The sequence below is a fragment of the Caulobacter henricii genome (assembly GCF_001414055.1).
GTDB classification, from domain to species: Bacteria; Pseudomonadota; Alphaproteobacteria; order Caulobacterales; family Caulobacteraceae; genus Caulobacter; species Caulobacter henricii.
Map to the genome: position 1 here is coordinate 1,825,099 of NZ_CP013002.1, position 13,799 is coordinate 1,838,897.

18 protein-coding genes and 2 tRNA genes are annotated in these 13,799 nt (G+C 63.0%); 17 read left to right on the forward strand and 3 right to left on the reverse strand.

Annotated elements, in window-relative coordinates; translation table 11 throughout:
• Nucleotides 1-124 precede the first annotated feature (124 nt).
• Complete coding sequence (locus tag AQ619_RS08435; RefSeq protein ID WP_084745871.1) at nucleotides 125-1,333, forward strand: glycosyltransferase family 4 protein; 1,209 nt, start codon at nucleotides 125-127, stop codon at nucleotides 1,331-1,333.
• Here AQ619_RS08435 and AQ619_RS08440 read toward each other — a convergent pair whose 3' ends face one another.
• From AQ619_RS08440 to AQ619_RS08450, 3 genes are all read right to left on the reverse strand, one after another.
• Nucleotides 1,334-2,347 (reverse strand): LLM class flavin-dependent oxidoreductase, encoded by a 1,014-nt coding sequence (locus tag AQ619_RS08440; protein WP_062146332.1) that lies wholly within the window; start codon nucleotides 2,345-2,347, stop codon nucleotides 1,334-1,336.
• 113 nt (nucleotides 2,348-2,460) lie between these two features.
• Nucleotides 2,461-2,537, reverse strand: a tRNA-Asp gene (locus AQ619_RS08445).
• Between the two features lie 74 nt (nucleotides 2,538-2,611).
• Nucleotides 2,612-2,688: transfer RNA gene (locus AQ619_RS08450), tRNA-Asp, on the reverse strand.
• Nucleotides 2,689-2,888: 200 nt separating this feature from the next.
• On the opposite strand from AQ619_RS08450, the gene AQ619_RS08455 reads away from it, so the two are divergent.
• From AQ619_RS08455 to nuoK, 16 genes are all read left to right on the forward strand, one after another.
• Nucleotides 2,889-3,266 (forward strand): NADH-quinone oxidoreductase subunit A, encoded by a 378-nt coding sequence (locus AQ619_RS08455; protein ID WP_062146334.1) that lies wholly within the window; start codon nucleotides 2,889-2,891, stop codon nucleotides 3,264-3,266.
• On the forward strand, nucleotides 3,236-3,841 hold the full coding sequence (locus AQ619_RS08460) for a NuoB/complex I 20 kDa subunit family protein (RefSeq protein WP_166504192.1): 606 nt from the start codon (nucleotides 3,236-3,238) through the stop codon (nucleotides 3,839-3,841). The genes AQ619_RS08455 and AQ619_RS08460 overlap by 31 nt, the downstream gene beginning before the upstream one ends.
• On the forward strand, nucleotides 3,838-4,449 hold the full coding sequence (locus tag AQ619_RS08465) for an NADH-quinone oxidoreductase subunit C (RefSeq protein WP_062146338.1): 612 nt from the start codon (nucleotides 3,838-3,840) through the stop codon (nucleotides 4,447-4,449). Before AQ619_RS08460 ends, AQ619_RS08465 begins: the two co-directional genes overlap by 4 nt.
• Nucleotides 4,450-4,451: 2 nt before the next feature.
• On the forward strand, nucleotides 4,452-4,853 hold the full coding sequence (locus AQ619_RS08470) for a hypothetical protein (RefSeq protein ID WP_062151433.1): 402 nt from the start codon (nucleotides 4,452-4,454) through the stop codon (nucleotides 4,851-4,853).
• Nucleotides 4,850-6,100 carry an NADH-quinone oxidoreductase subunit D gene (locus tag AQ619_RS08475; protein WP_062146340.1) on the forward strand — a complete coding sequence of 417 codons (1,251 nt, stop codon included), beginning with the start codon at nucleotides 4,850-4,852 and terminating at the stop codon, nucleotides 6,098-6,100. The genes AQ619_RS08470 and AQ619_RS08475 overlap by 4 nt, the downstream gene beginning before the upstream one ends.
• Entirely contained in the window at nucleotides 6,097-6,432 is a 336-nt protein-coding gene (locus AQ619_RS08480; RefSeq protein ID WP_062146342.1) for a nuclear transport factor 2 family protein, read from the forward strand. Before AQ619_RS08475 ends, AQ619_RS08480 begins: the two co-directional genes overlap by 4 nt.
• A 3-nt stretch (nucleotides 6,433-6,435) precedes the next feature.
• On the forward strand, nucleotides 6,436-7,119 hold the full coding sequence (nuoE, locus tag AQ619_RS08485) for an NADH-quinone oxidoreductase subunit NuoE (protein ID WP_062146344.1): 684 nt from the start codon (nucleotides 6,436-6,438) through the stop codon (nucleotides 7,117-7,119).
• Complete coding sequence (locus AQ619_RS08490; protein WP_062146346.1) at nucleotides 7,119-7,346, forward strand: hypothetical protein; 228 nt, start codon at nucleotides 7,119-7,121, stop codon at nucleotides 7,344-7,346. Before nuoE ends, AQ619_RS08490 begins: the two co-directional genes overlap by 1 nt.
• Nucleotides 7,343-7,609 carry a hypothetical protein gene (locus AQ619_RS08495; protein WP_062146348.1) on the forward strand — a complete coding sequence of 89 codons (267 nt, stop codon included), beginning with the start codon at nucleotides 7,343-7,345 and terminating at the stop codon, nucleotides 7,607-7,609. Before AQ619_RS08490 ends, AQ619_RS08495 begins: the two co-directional genes overlap by 4 nt.
• A 3-nt stretch (nucleotides 7,610-7,612) precedes the next feature.
• Complete coding sequence (gene nuoF / locus AQ619_RS08500) at nucleotides 7,613-8,932, forward strand: NADH-quinone oxidoreductase subunit NuoF (RefSeq protein ID WP_062146350.1); 1,320 nt, start codon at nucleotides 7,613-7,615, stop codon at nucleotides 8,930-8,932.
• Nucleotides 8,933-8,937: 5 nt separating this feature from the next.
• A complete protein-coding gene (nuoG, locus tag AQ619_RS08505) occupies nucleotides 8,938-10,998 on the forward strand; it encodes an NADH-quinone oxidoreductase subunit NuoG (protein ID WP_062146352.1) in 2,061 nt (686 codons plus the stop codon).
• 6 nt (nucleotides 10,999-11,004) lie between these two features.
• The gene (nuoH, locus tag AQ619_RS08510; protein ID WP_062146354.1) at nucleotides 11,005-12,072 is read left to right on the forward strand and encodes an NADH-quinone oxidoreductase subunit NuoH; all 1,068 of its coding nucleotides are present in this window, start codon (nucleotides 11,005-11,007) and stop codon (nucleotides 12,070-12,072) included.
• A gap of 26 nt (nucleotides 12,073-12,098) precedes the next feature.
• Nucleotides 12,099-12,311 (forward strand): hypothetical protein, encoded by a 213-nt coding sequence (locus tag AQ619_RS08515; RefSeq protein WP_378109168.1) that lies wholly within the window; start codon nucleotides 12,099-12,101, stop codon nucleotides 12,309-12,311.
• 5 nt (nucleotides 12,312-12,316) lie between these two features.
• Nucleotides 12,317-12,808, forward strand: a complete 492-nt coding sequence (gene nuoI / locus AQ619_RS08520) for an NADH-quinone oxidoreductase subunit NuoI (protein WP_062151436.1) — start codon at nucleotides 12,317-12,319, stop codon at nucleotides 12,806-12,808.
• 77 nt (nucleotides 12,809-12,885) lie between these two features.
• Nucleotides 12,886-13,497 carry an NADH-quinone oxidoreductase subunit J gene (locus AQ619_RS08525; protein ID WP_062146358.1) on the forward strand — a complete coding sequence of 204 codons (612 nt, stop codon included), beginning with the start codon at nucleotides 12,886-12,888 and terminating at the stop codon, nucleotides 13,495-13,497.
• Nucleotides 13,494-13,799 (forward strand): NADH-quinone oxidoreductase subunit NuoK, encoded by a 306-nt coding sequence (gene nuoK, locus AQ619_RS08530; protein WP_062146360.1) that lies wholly within the window; start codon nucleotides 13,494-13,496, stop codon nucleotides 13,797-13,799. Before AQ619_RS08525 ends, nuoK begins: the two co-directional genes overlap by 4 nt.

Consider the following 13,799-nt stretch of genomic DNA (forward strand, 5'->3'; position numbering starts at 1 on the left):
ATCCGTCGCGGGAGGTCGCTTAAGCTGCCGCCAGGCAGTGAGGAACCCGAGTTGTCGTGAAAGCTTTATCGTTCTGAGCACGAATGCGTGGTCGGGGTAACGATGAGGATTCGGCGTGACGGACATGAGATCGAACCACCCGATCAACAGGGTCGGGCCTGCGCGCGGCGAGGCTGAATATGATGCACGCGTTCGCCTCGTCGACACGACAATGCTCTATGCGCCCCGCAGCGGTGGCGTTCGCCGCTACCTCAATTCAAAGCGTGCCTGGCTTTCGGTTCACCGTCCGCTGGTCCAGCATACCCTTGTCGTGCCTGGTGCTCGTGACGCTCATGACGGGCAGGGGCGGGTTTCGATCTATGCCGCGCCCTTGCCATTCGGGGACGGATATCGCTGGCCTGTCGTCAAGCAGGCCTGGATGGAGAGGTTGATCCGCCAATGGCCGGACATCATTGAAGCGGGAGACCCTTATACGCCCGGGCTTGCGGCTCTGCGTGCCGGCGACAGTCTCGGCGTTCCGGTCGTCGGATTCTGCCATACCGACCTCGGGGCGCTGGCGGCGCTGCATATCGGTGAATGGGCTGAGAAGCCTGTGCAGAAGCGCTGGGCTGCGATCTACGGCCAGTTTGATCAGGCCGTTGCGCCGAGCCGCTTCATCGCGGGTCGCCTGATCGAGGCCGGAGTGGCCAATGCGATCGGGCTGCCCTTAGGCGTGGATGTGGATGTCTTTCACCCCCGCTGTGGCGACAGGGCCAAACTCAAGACGACTCTCGGCCTGAGGCCAGACCACCGCATTCTCGTTTTCGCTGGCCGACCTGCGCGCGAGAAGCGGCTGGACGTGCTGGTGGAGGCCGTCGAGCGACTCGGCGATCCCTATGTTCTGCTTCTGATCGGTGCCGGCAGTGGAGCTCCGGCCAGCGATCGCGTGGTCTGCCTGGACTATCAGCGGGATCCTCTGGCCCTGGCCGCGATTCTGGCCGGTTGCGACGCCTTTGTGCATGCCAATGACAATGAGCCGTTTGGTCTTGTCGTTCTTGAAGCCATGGCCTGTGGTTTGCCGGTTATTGGCGTAGCGGCCGGAGGCGTGGCGGAATCCGTGGATAGCTTGGTTGGCGAACTTGCCACGGCGTCGGAGGCTGGCGCGTTCGCGGAGGCTATCGAGTCGGTTTTCGCGCGCGGTTCGGTTCAGCTGGGTCAGGCTGCGCGGCGTCGCGCCGAAGAGCGGCATGGCTGGGACTCGGTTTTCACCGCCCTTTGCCAGATCTATGGCCGTCTCACGGGCGCAGCGGGTTTTTCCCAAGGTTCGACGCTACCACGGCACCAGGCGCATTGATCAGGCGGGCAGAGCAATACGCTCAAACACGCCGGACAGGATTTCATAGCTGCGAACACGCGCCGCATGCTCATGGATCTGCGATGCTGCCATGAGCTCGTCGGCACCCGTCAGGGCGAGGACCGCCTCGATCTTCTGTTGGACGGTCTTTGCCGAGCCCACGGCCGAGTAGCGGAAGATCTGGTCCAAGCCGGCGATTTCTGACGTCGAAGCGATCTCGCCGATGTCGTCCACCGGCGGCGGAAGCAGCCCTGGTCGGCCACGCCGCAGGGCCAGGAACTGTTGTTGGGTAGACGTAGAAAGTCTGCGGGCCTCCTGGTCCGTGTCCGCCGCGCAGACGCCAATACAGATCATCACATAGGGCGCAGCCAATGATTCCGAGGGTTTGAAATGGCGGCGGTAGAGGGTGATCGCGTCCATAAGTTGGTCTGGCGCGAAATGGGCTGCAAAAGCAAAAGGCAAGCCCAGGGCCGCCGCAAGCTGGGCGCTGTAGGTACTGGATCCCAGCAGCCAAAGCGGAACGTCCTGGCCCTCGCCAGGTATGGCGCGCACGGCTTGATCGGCAGTGGCCGGTTTGAACCAGGCCTGAAGCTCAACGACATCCTGCGCGAACGAATCAACAGCGCCCATGTAGCGTCGAAGTGCCCTCAGGGTGGCTTGGTCCGTCCCCGGCGCCCGACCCAAACCCAGATCGATGCGACCGGGAAAAATGGCCGCCAGGGTGCCGAATGCCTCCGCGACCATCAGGGGCGCATGGTTTGGCAGCATGATTCCGCCGGAGCCGACCCGAATCGTTGATGTGCCCGCCGCGACATGACCGATCGCGACCGCTGTCGCCGCACTGGCGATCCCCGGCATGTTGTGATGTTCGGCCAGCCAATAGCGGTGATAGCCCAAACGCTCGGTCTGCCTTGCGAGATCGAGGCTGTTTCGCAAGGCATCCCCAACACTGGAGCCCATCGGGACCGGGCAGAGGTCGAGAACGGAAAGCCGTGGGGAGGGGGGAGGGGCCATTGATGCTAGATCATGCCGCCGCGCGAAAAGCTCAACCCCAATTCACCAGACAACTGGTCGGAGGCTAGCCAAACAACTGTAAAACATGGGATCTTGCTTTTGAAGCAGGACGGTGGCGCGAATGACGGGACTTGAACCCGCGACCTCCGGCGTGACAGGCCGGCGCTCTAACCAACTGAGCTACATCCGCGTCGTGCGCCATGGCGCGACGGTCGTCCGTATTTCGCCACTGAAGTGGGAAGCATCACCACCACCCAAGAAAGGTGGCGCGAATGACGGGACTTGAACCCGCGACCTCCGGCGTGACAGGCCGGCGCTCTAACCAACTGAGCTACATCCGCATTGGGCCTCCGCCGGAGCGAAGGTGCGACCCGCCCTTCGGCGAGGCGCGTCTGATATGTCGGGCGCGGACTCGTGTCAACGGCCATGTCGTACCATCTGTCACTGACGATCAGTTGCGACCGTTTCTCAATGTGTCGCAGGTGTTTGAAGCGTCGGCGGGCATGGGCTACAACCCGCACGATTCAAGCCAAGGGCTGTCATGAACGCCTTCCTTCTCCAATACCTGCCGATCGTGATCTTTCTCGGGATTGCGACCATCATCGGCGTTGCATTCCTTGCGGCGGCTGCTGTCCTGGCACCCAAGGCGGCGGACCCTGAAAAGCTGTCCGCCTATGAATGCGGCTTCAACGCCTTCGACGACGCGCGCATGAAGTTCGACGTTCGATTCTATCTCGTGTCGATCCTCTTCATCATCTTCGACTTGGAAGTGGCATTCCTGTTCCCTTGGGCGGTCACACTGATGAAGCTGCCGCATGAGGCGGCTGTCTTCGCCTTCTGGTCGATGATGACGTTTCTGGGCATCCTGACTGTCGGCTTTATCTACGAATGGAAGAAGGGCGCCCTCGAATGGGAGTGATCGTTCCCGGCAATAGCTCGCCCCTGATACCAGCCGGCTCCGCTGGTCGCTCGACGGTGCAGGGTTATGATCCCAAGTTGCACGATCCGTTCTTCGACGGCATCTCGGGTCAATTGGCCGACAAGGGCTTCATCACGGCCGCTGCTGACGACCTCATCACCTGGGCCCGTACGGGGTCGCTGATGTGGATGACGTTTGGCCTGGCCTGCTGCGCTGTGGAAATGATGCAGGCCTCGATGCCGCGCTATGACCTTGAGCGTTATGGGTTCGCACCGCGGGCCAGCCCGCGCCAGAGCGATGTGATGATCGTCGCCGGTACCCTGACCAACAAGATGGCTCCGGCTCTGCGCAAGGTTTACGACCAGATGCCCGAGCCGCGCTACGTGATCTCCATGGGCAGCTGCGCCAATGGCGGCGGCTACTATTATTACAGCTACAGTGTCGTTCGCGGCTGTGATCGCGTGGTGCCGGTGGACATCTATGTTCCGGGTTGCCCGCCGACCGCAGAGGCACTGGTCTATGGCGTGCTGCAACTGCAGAAGAAGATCCGTCGCACGGGGACGATCGAGCGATGAGCGCAACCCTCGAACTTCTCGGCCAGGATATCGTCGCCCGTTGTCCCGGGGTGCTCGGTCATTCGGTAGCCTTTGGTGAGCTGACCATCGTGGCGCGCTCGGCGACGGTCTGCGACACGCTGATCTTCCTGCGTGATGACGCCGCCTGCCGTTTCCACCAGTTGATAGACCTGGCTGGCGTCGACTATCCGGAACGCGCGGCGCGCTTTGATGTAGTTTACCACCTGTTGTCGCTGGTGAAGAACCATCGCATCCGTCTGAAGGTCTCGACCGACGAGGATACGCCGGTTCCGACGGTCACTCCGGTGTTCGAAGTGGCCAACTGGTTCGAACGCGAGGCGTTCGACATGTACGGCATCTTCTTCGACGGGCACCCGGACCTGCGCCGGATCCTGACCGACTACGGCTTCCACGGCCATCCGCTGCGGAAGGACTTCCCGATGACGGGTTACGTGGAGGTTCGCTACGATGACGAGCTGAAGCGCGTCGTCTATGAACCCGTAAAGATTACCGAGTTCCGTGCGTTCGATTTCCTCTCTCCCTGGGAAGGCGCGAAGTACGCCTTGCCGGGCGATGAGAAGGCCGAGAAGAGAGCAGGGGATGCATGATCATGGGTCTGCGCCGGCCGACGTTTCGCTCCGCCACAGCGTTTTTCCTGGTGACCTTTTCGACGGCCTTCCTGATGACCATAGGCATGAGGCTCACAGGCTGGTTCACGCGGGCACCGGTTATCACGGTCGAACAGAACAAGGGGCTTGGGATTGCGATCATGATCGCGGTCATGACCCTTGCGGTTGGGGCCGGGCTTCGTCGCATGGAGATCGCCGAGCTCCGCAGTGCGCTTCTCGGGGCGGCGTCCGTCCTTCTGGCTTTGCCGCTGTCACAAGCCGCGATTTCCCAGTCCTGGGATGTCGCGACCACCATCATCACGCTGCTGGGCGCCGTTCTGCTGGTTGCCGGGCTGCTAGTTTCGCTCAGCATCGAGCAGCGTAAGGAAGGCCAGGAAGCATGACCGGCCATGACACCCCCGCAGCGGTGACTGATCTCGTTCAGGACGAGTCTACGGTTCCGGCGATTCCGGAAACTCCAGTCCGCAAGTTCAACATCAATTTCGGCCCGCAACACCCCGCCGCGCACGGTGTGCTGCGCCTTGTGCTTGAGCTGGACGGTGAAGTCGTCGAACGCGTCGATCCGCATATCGGCCTGCTGCATCGCGGCACCGAGAAGCTGATGGAGGCCCGCACCTACCTTCAGAACATTCCGTATTTCGACCGCCTCGACTACGTGGCGCCGATGAACCAGGAGCACGCCTTCTGCCTGGCTATCGAGAAGCTGCTGGGCGTCGATGTGCCCCGCCGTGGCTCTCTGATCCGGGTGCTCTATTCGGAAATCGGCCGGGTTCTGAACCACCTTCTGAATGTGACGACCCAGGCCATGGATGTCGGCGCCTTGACGCCGCCTCTCTGGGGCTTCGAGGAACGCGAAAAGCTGATGGTGTTCTACGAGCGCGCCTGCGGCGCTCGCTTGCACTCCAACTACTTCCGTCCGGGCGGCGTCCACCAGGACCTGCCGCCGCAGCTGATCGAAGACATCGACACGTGGGCCAAGGCCTTTCCGAAGATCTGCGACGACATTGAAGGCCTGATCACCGACAACCGCATCTTCAAGCAGCGCAACGTCGACATTGGCGTGGTGACGCGCGAGCAGGCGATTGAGTGGGGCTTCTCGGGTGTGATGGTGCGCGGCTCTGGCATCGCCTGGGACCTGCGCCGCAATCAGCCCTATGAGTGCTACAACGAGTTCGAGTTCGATATCCCGCTCGGCAAGAATGGCGATTGCTACGATCGCTATCTGTGCCGCATGCAGGAGATGCGCGAGTCGACCAAGATCATCCGTCAGGCCTGCGACATGCTCCGCAAGACGCCGGGCCCTGTGATGACCGAGGACAACAAGGTCAGCCCGCCGCGTCGTGCCGAGATGAAGCGCTCGATGGAAGCCCTGATCCATCACTTCAAGCTCTACACTGAAGGGTTCCGCACGCCGGCCGGCGAGGTCTATGCCTGCGTCGAAGCCCCCAAGGGCGAGTTTGGCGTGTTCGTGGTCTCCGACGGGACCAACAAGCCCTATCGCTGCAAGATCCGCGCACCGGGCTTCCCGCACCTGGCGGCCATGGACTGGATGAACCGCGGCCACATGCTGGCCGACGTTTCCGCCATCCTGGGTTCGCTGGACATCGTGTTCGGGGAGATCGACCGGTGAGCTTCGCTGCCGTCGCTCAAGCCCAGCTGGATGCCTACAACGCTCAGGACGTGGACGGTCTCTGCCGCCACTTCGCCGACGACATGGCCGTCGCCGACCTGAACGCCGAGCCAAACCTGCACGGCGTCGAAGCCTTTCGCGAGCGCCATCTTGGCCTGTTCGCGCAGTTTCCAGATAACCGCGCCGAACTTCTGTCGCGCGTGGTGATCGGCAACAAGGTCATCGACCACGAGCGGGTCTTCCGTTCGCCCGACGCGACGCCTTTCGAGGTCGCCGCCATCTACACCTTCGCCGGCGAAAAGATCGCCCGCGTTGATTTCGTGAAAGCCTGACGCATGTCCGTTCGTCGTCTCGCCAAGGAACAGCCCGCCAGCTTCGCCTTTTCGAAGGACAGCCAGGCCAAGGCCGACTGGTGGAAAGCCAAGTACCCCGCCGAGCGCAAGCAGTCGGCGGTGATCCCCATGCTCTGGCTGGCCCAGAAGCAGGAAGGCTGGATCCCTGAGCCCGCGATCCAGGAGATCGCCAAGCAGCTCGAGATGCCGGTCATCCGGGTCTTGGAAGTCGCGACCTTCTACGTGATGTTCCAACTGCAGCCGGTCGGCAAGGTCGCCTTCGTGCAGCTCTGTGGCACGACGCCCTGCCAACTTCGCGGCGCGCTCGACCTGCGCCAGGTGCTGAAGGACAAGATCGGCGAAGCCCACCACGTCTCGGCTGACGGCAAGTTCAGCTGGGAAGAAGTCGAGTGCCTGGGCGCCTGCTGCAATGCGCCGATGGCCGCGATCAATGATTACTATTACGAGGACCTGACGCCCGAGAGCCTGGCCCAGATCCTCGATGACTTCGCTGCTGGCAAGTCGCCGCAGCCCGGAAGCTATGAAGGCCGCAAGGCTTCGGAGCCCAAGGACTCGATCAAGACCCTGACCGATCCCAAGCTCTATGACGGCTCGCTGGCCAAGAAGATCAAGATCCCGAACCTCCCCGAAAAGCCCAAGAAGGCCAAGGCGGAGCCTGCCACCTGATGAACGCTGACGCCGTCTTGCAGAAGAAGCGACTGACCGCGATGCTTGCCATCGACGCGGTCTGCTTCGTGCTGGCCGGCGCGGCGATTGTCGGCCATGTGGCCATGGGAATCGGGTGGCTTCTGCCAGCTTTCCTGGTTCTCGTGGCGGCCGGTCTCGGCGCTCAGATCTGGTTTGTGCTGGGCTGGATGCGCGCCGTGAAGCGGGAAGGGGGCGCAACGTCATGATCGACGACAGCGACTTCAACACCCGCAAGGCGGCCTATCTGGAGTCGATTCGTGTTCTTGGTCGCCGCGAACGCGGCATCGGCTTCGTGGCCTGCCTGCTCGGTGCCCTGCTCCTGATCTGGGGCCGGGTCGTGGCTGGTGCGCCCGAATGGGCCGTTGCACTCGGTCTTGTGACGATTGCAGTCGGCTGGCTGCTTTTCGCCTATGTCATCCTACGTCGGACGCGCTATGTGCGCGCCCATCCATTCGATCCGCAAAGCTGAGTCATGGTCGGTATCCTCGAAGACAAGGACCGCATTTTCACGAACCTCTACGGTCTCCAGGATTGGGGCCTCGAGGGCGCGAAGAAGCGCGGCTGCTGGAATGGCACCAAGGACATCCTGGACGCGGGTCGCGACTGGATCATCGACAACATGAAGAACTCCGGCCTGCGCGGCCGGGGCGGGGCGGGCTTCGGCACCGGCCTGAAGTGGTCGTTCATGCCCAAGGAAGTGAAGGACGGTCGTCCGCACTTTCTGGTCGTCAATGCCGACGAATCCGAGCCGGGCACCTGCAAGGACCGGGAGATCATGCGGCATGACCCGCATCTCCTGATCGAGGGCTGCCTGATCGCCTCGCGCGCCATGCTGGCCCACGCCTGCTACATCTATATCCGCGGCGAATATGTCCGTGAGCGCGAAATTCTGGAAGCTGCCATCAAGCAGGCCTACGAGGCCAAGCTGGTCGGTAAGAACAATGTCCATGGCTGGGACTTCGAGATCTACGTCCACCACGGTGCGGGTGCCTATATCTGTGGCGAAGAGACGGCCCTTCTGGAAAGCCTGGAAGGCAAGAAGGGCCAGCCGCGCCTGAAGCCGCCTTTCCCGGCTGGCGCGGGCCTCTACGGCATGCCCACGACGGTGAACAACGTCGAGAGCATCGCTGTCGCCGGGACGATTCTGCGTCGCGGGGCTTCATGGTTCGCGGGCTTTGGTCGTCCCAACAACACCGGGACCAAGCTCTTCTGCGTCAGCGGCCATGTGAACACGCCCTGCAACGTCGAAGAGGCGATGAGCATCCCGTTCCGCCAGTTGATTGAGGATCACTGCGGCGGCATCCGGGGCGGCTGGGGCAATCTGAAGGCCGTGATCCCGGGCGGATCGTCCGTGCCGATGATCCCCGCCGAGCAGTGCGAAGACCTGCCGATGGACTTTGACGCCCTGCGCGCCCTCCGCTCGGGCCTCGGCACCGCGGCCGTCATCGTCATGGACAAGGACACCGATCTGGTCCGCGCCATCGCTCGCCTGAGCTACTTCTACAAGCACGAGAGCTGCGGCCAGTGCACCCCTTGCCGCGAAGGCACCGGCTGGATGTGGCGGGTCATGGAACGCATGGTCACCGGCGAGGCCGATCCGAAAGAGATCGACACCCTGCTGGACGTCACGACCCAGGTCGAGGGTCACACCATCTGCGCCCTGGGCGATGCGGCCGCCTGGCCGATCCAGGGCCTGTTCCGTCACTTCCGCCACGAGGTGGAGGACCGGATCGCATCCTATCGTAGCGGTCGCCTGCACGTGCAGGGCGCCAAGCTGATCGCGGCGGAGTAACAAGAATGGCTATCGCCAAGGTCAACGGCGTCGAGGTCGAGTTCGAGCCCGGCATGACGGTTCTGCAGGTCGCGGAACTGGCCGGGGAAGAGATCCCGCGCTTCTGCTATCACGAGCGTCTCAGCATCGCCGGCAACTGCCGGATGTGCCTGGTCGAAGTGAAGCCCGGTCCGCCCAAGCCGCAGGCCTCTTGCGCCCTGCCGGCCGCCGAGGGCCAGGAGATCTTCACCAAGACCCCGATGGTCAAGAAGGCCCGCGAAGGGGTGATGGAGTTCCTGCTCATCAACCACCCGCTGGATTGCCCGATCTGCGACCAGGGTGGCGAGTGCGATCTGCAGGACCAGGCCATGGGCTATGGCCGCGACGACAGCCGCTATGAAGAGAACAAGCGCGCCGTTGAAGAGAAGGCCATGGGCCCGCTCATCAAGACGGTGATGACGCGCTGCATTCAGTGCACGCGCTGCGTCCGTTTCATCACGGAAGTGGCCGGTTCTCCGGAAATCGGCCTGATATCGCGCGGCGAAGACGTTGAAATCACGACCTATCTGGGCGCGGCAGTGACGTCGGAACTGTCGGCCAATGTGATCGATCTCTGCCCGGTCGGCGCCTTGACCTCCAAGCCCTACGCCTTCGAGGCGCGGCCCTGGGAGTTGAAGAAGACCGAGAGCATCGACGTCATGGACGCTCTGGGCTCGGCGATCCGCGTCGACAGCCGCGCCGCCGCCGTTCTGCGTGTGCTCCCGCGCGTCAACGAGGACGTCAACGAAGAGTGGATCTCTGACAAGACGCGCTATGCCGTCGACGGTCTGCAACGGCAGCGTCTAGACCGTCCCTATGTGCGCGTCAGCGGCAAGCTGCAGCCGGCCACCTGGGCCCAGGCCTTCGCGGCCGTGGCCGAGAAGATCAAGGCTGCCAAGCCCGAGCGCATCGGTGTCATCGCCGGTGACCTGCAGGATGCCGAAAGCCTGAAAGCGACCAAGGATCTTTTCGCCGCCCTGGGCGTGAAGAACCTCGACGCGCGCCAGGATGGCGTCGCGCTAGGTGCCGGTCCACGCGAAAGCTGGCTGTTCAACTCGACGATCGCCGGCATTGAAGACGCCGATGTCGTGTTGCTGGTCGGCACGAACCCGCGCCTGGAAGCGCCGGTCCTCAACACCCGCCTGCGCAAGCAATGGCTGGCCGGCAAGGTCCGCGTCGGGGTGATCGGCGAGCAGGCCGAGTTGACCTATGGCTACGACTATCTGGGCGCCGGCGCGAAGACCCTTTCGGGCCTGAGCAAGAGCAAGTCCGATTTCGTCACCGCTCTGAAGAACGCTGAACGTCCTGCGATCATCATCGGCCAGGGCGCTCTGACCCGCGCCGACGGCGCTGCAGTACTGAAGGCAGCAGGTGTTGCCGCCAAGAGCTTCAAGATCGTCCGCGAGGGCTGGAACGGCTGGAACGTGCTTCACACCGCCGCCGCCCGTGTTGCTGGCCTCGACCTCGGCTTCGTGCCGGGCGAGGGCGGTCTGACCGCTGGTCAGATGCTGAAGCCTGGCGCTTTGGATGTGCTGTTCCTGCTGGGCGCAGACGAGTGCGAAACCGCCGCTTCGGACGCCTTCAAGATCTATCTGGGCACGCACGGCGACAACGGGGCCCACAAGGCCGACGTGATCCTGCCGGGCGCGGCCTATACCGAAAAGAACGGCCTCTATGTGAATACTGAAGGCCGCGTCCAGATGGGCGAACGCGCAGTGTTCCCGAAGGGCGAGGCCAAGGAAGACTGGTCGATCCTGCGGGCCCTCTCTGAGGTCCTCGGCCAGAAGCTGCCCTATGACAGCCTGGACCAGCTTCGGGCCAAGCTGTTTGCCGACCACCCCACCTTTGGCCAGATCGACTTCGCGCCGGGTTCGATCCCGACCGTGTTCGACGCTTCGGCCCTGGGCGAAGCCGGCGATCTGTCGGACGCCCCGTTCGAGAGCACGGTGAAGGCGTTCCACCTGACCAATCCCATCGCGCGCGCCAGCGTGACCATGGCCGAATGTGCGGCCACGGCGTCGGGCGCGGCCAAGATCGCGGCGGAGTAGGCCGACATGAGCGAGTTCTTCTCCAACCCTGCCGTAACCTGGACCCTGCTGACCACCGGCGGGATCCTGCTGGTCGTGATCTGGGTGCTGCTCAGCCTGGCTTTCCTGCTGCTGGCCGACCGCAAGATCTGGGCCGGCGTCCAGATGCGCAAGGGCCCCAATGTCGTGGGTCCCTTCGGCCTGCTGCAGTCCTTCGCCGACTTCTTCAAGTTCGTGCTCAAGGAAATCATCATCCCGGCCGGTGCCGACAAGGTGGTCTTCATCCTGGCACCCCTGCTGAGCCTGGTTCTGGCCTTCGTCGGCTGGGCGGCCATACCGTTTGCCCCGGGCTGGGTCGTGTCCAACCTGAACGTCGGCATCCTGTACCTGCTGGCGATGAGCTCGCTGGGCGTCTACGGCATCATCATGGGTGGCTGGGCTTCTAACTCGAAGTACCCCTTCCTGGGTGCCCTGCGCTCGGCGGCCCAGATGGTTTCCTACGAGGTTTCAATCGGCCTGATCATCATCACGGTGATCCTGCTGGCCGGTTCGATGAATCTGACGACGATCGTCGAAGCCCAGTCCGGCTGGTTCTGGAACTGGAACGTCTTCGGCGGCGGCCTCAAGAACATCGTCCTGCTGCCGGTCATGGTGATCGCCATGGGCATGTTCTACATCTCGGCCCTGGCCGAGACCAACCGCCCGCCCTTCGACCTTCCCGAAGCCGAATCCGAGCTCGTGGCCGGCTATCAGGTCGAGTACAGCTCGACCCCGTACCTGCTGTTCATGGTCGCTGAATATTCGAACATCGTCCTGATGTGCGCGATGATCAGCGTCCTGTTCTTTGGCGGCTGGAACCCGGGCTTCCCGACCGACTTCCTGGTGAGCTGGGGCTGGTGGGGTAACTTCTTCCTGGCCTTGGTGTTCTTCGCCAAGATCTGCTTCTGGTTCTTCATGATCGCCATGGCCAAGGCCATCGTGCCTCGCTACCGCTATGACCAGCTGATGCGTCTGGGCTGGAAGGTGTTCCTGCCCACCGCTCTGGTGCTGGTCGTCCTGGTCGCGGCCTGGCGCGTGTTTGGTCCGGGGGCCTGATGAACCGCCAAGTCGCCATTGCCCTGATGGGACTGACCTTCGCCTCCCTCGCGGCCTGTTCGGCCACGATGGCGTCGGACCGGTCCTATTCGCTGGGCCGCGGCGTGGTGAACTATGACGAACTCCGCCGGGCCGGCGACAAGTGCAAGGCCGACGGCGGGGTGCTGCAAGCCAAGCAGGACGGGGGAGATCCCGCCCAGCTTTCAAACTACACCTGCGTCATTCCGAAGGGTGATTGACGGCCATGATGCAACGCATATCCCAGGCGATTAAGGGCGCGGCCCTTCTCGACTTCGCCAACGCCTTCGGTCTGGCCATGAAGTACATGGCCGCGCCGAAGAAGACCGTCATCTATCCGAACGAGCGCAACCCGCAGTCGCCGCGCTTCCGGGGCGAGCATGCCCTGCGTCGCTATCCGTCGGGCGAGGAGCGCTGCATCGCGTGCAAGCTGTGCGAGGCCATCTGCCCCGCCCAGGCGATCACGATCGAGGCCGAACCGCGCGAGGACGGCAGCCGCCGGACGACCCGCTACGACATCGACATGGTCAAGTGCATCTATTGCGGCCTGTGCCAGGAGGCCTGCCCGGTGGATGCGATCGTCGAAGGTCCGAACACCGAGTTCGCGACCGAGACGCGCGAAGAACTCTATTATGACAAGGAACGGCTTCTCGATAACGGCGACCGCTGGGAACGCCTGATCGCGAAGAATCTGGAGTTGGACGCGCCTTACCGTTAAGGACGGGGCGCGATTCCGAAGAGGGCGACGCGCCGATTGGCGCTGTTGTCGTGGATGTAGTTTTCAGGGGAGCAGCCTTGCAGGCGATCGCTTTCTATTTGCTGGCTTTTGTGACGCTGGCGGCGGGTCTTCTCGTCGTCTCGGCGCGAAACCCCGTGCACTCGGTGCTCTTCCTGATCACCGCCTTCTTCTCGGCCGCTGGCCTCTTCGTCCTGCTGGGCGCGGAGTTCCTCGCGATGCTGCTGATCGTCGTCTATGTCGGCGCGGTCGCGGTGCTGTTCCTGTTCGTGGTCATGATGCTCGACGTCGACTTCGAGGAGCTGCGCAAGGGCTTCGCCCAGTACCTGCCGATCGGCGGACTGGTGGCGGGTGTGCTGACGCTGGAGATGATCTTCGTCGCCGCCACGGTCGCCACGAACGGCGCTGCCGGCAAGAACGCCCAGCCTCTGGCGTCGCCGGAAGGTGTCAGCAACACCGAGGCGATCGGTCGGGTGCTCTACACCGACTACGCCTTCTTCTTCCAGTTGGCTGGGATGGTTCTGCTGGTTGCCATGATCGGTGCCATTGTCCTGACCCTGCGCCACAAGCCGGGTGTCCGCCGCCAGAACATCGGCGATCAGGTCGCCCGTTCGCCGAAGACCGGCATGGAACTGGTTCAGATCAAGCCGGGTGAGGGGATCTCCGAATGATCGGCCTGTCGCACTATCTCGTTGTCGCTGCGATCCTCTTCACGATCGGCGTCTTCGGCATCTTCGTGAACCGCAAGAACATCATCGTCATCCTGATGTCGGTCGAGCTCATCCTGCTGGCCGTAAACATCAACCTGGTCTCGTTCTCGGCCTATCTGCACGACGTGGTTGGCCAGATCTTTGCGATGTTCGTGCTGACCGTCGCTGCGGCAGAGGCCGCCGTCGGCCTAGCCATCCTCGTTACCTTCTTCCGAAACCGCGGCGACATCGCGGTTGACGATGCCAGCATGATGAAGGGCTAA

Coding starts and splice junctions, on each gene's coding strand:
- AQ619_RS08435 (WP_084745871.1), top strand. CDS start 125: ATGAGATCGAACCACCCGATCAACAGGGTCGGGCCTGCGCGCGGCGAG.
- AQ619_RS08440 (WP_062146332.1), bottom strand. CDS start 2,347: ATGGCCCCTCCCCCCTCCCCACGGCTTTCCGTTCTCGACCTCTGCCCG.
- AQ619_RS08455 (WP_062146334.1), top strand. CDS start 2,889: ATGAACGCCTTCCTTCTCCAATACCTGCCGATCGTGATCTTTCTCGGG.
- AQ619_RS08460 (WP_166504192.1), top strand. CDS start 3,236: ATGGAAGAAGGGCGCCCTCGAATGGGAGTGATCGTTCCCGGCAATAGC.
- AQ619_RS08465 (WP_062146338.1), top strand. CDS start 3,838: ATGAGCGCAACCCTCGAACTTCTCGGCCAGGATATCGTCGCCCGTTGT.
- AQ619_RS08470 (WP_062151433.1), top strand. CDS start 4,452: ATGGGTCTGCGCCGGCCGACGTTTCGCTCCGCCACAGCGTTTTTCCTG.
- AQ619_RS08475 (WP_062146340.1), top strand. CDS start 4,850: ATGACCGGCCATGACACCCCCGCAGCGGTGACTGATCTCGTTCAGGAC.
- nuoE (WP_062146344.1), top strand. CDS start 6,436: ATGTCCGTTCGTCGTCTCGCCAAGGAACAGCCCGCCAGCTTCGCCTTT.
- AQ619_RS08490 (WP_062146346.1), top strand. CDS start 7,119: ATGAACGCTGACGCCGTCTTGCAGAAGAAGCGACTGACCGCGATGCTT.
- AQ619_RS08495 (WP_062146348.1), top strand. CDS start 7,343: ATGATCGACGACAGCGACTTCAACACCCGCAAGGCGGCCTATCTGGAG.
- nuoF (WP_062146350.1), top strand. CDS start 7,613: ATGGTCGGTATCCTCGAAGACAAGGACCGCATTTTCACGAACCTCTAC.
- nuoG (WP_062146352.1), top strand. CDS start 8,938: ATGGCTATCGCCAAGGTCAACGGCGTCGAGGTCGAGTTCGAGCCCGGC.
- nuoH (WP_062146354.1), top strand. CDS start 11,005: ATGAGCGAGTTCTTCTCCAACCCTGCCGTAACCTGGACCCTGCTGACC.
- AQ619_RS08515 (WP_378109168.1), top strand. CDS start 12,099: ATGGGACTGACCTTCGCCTCCCTCGCGGCCTGTTCGGCCACGATGGCG.
- nuoI (WP_062151436.1), top strand. CDS start 12,317: ATGATGCAACGCATATCCCAGGCGATTAAGGGCGCGGCCCTTCTCGAC.
- nuoK (WP_062146360.1), top strand. CDS start 13,494: ATGATCGGCCTGTCGCACTATCTCGTTGTCGCTGCGATCCTCTTCACG.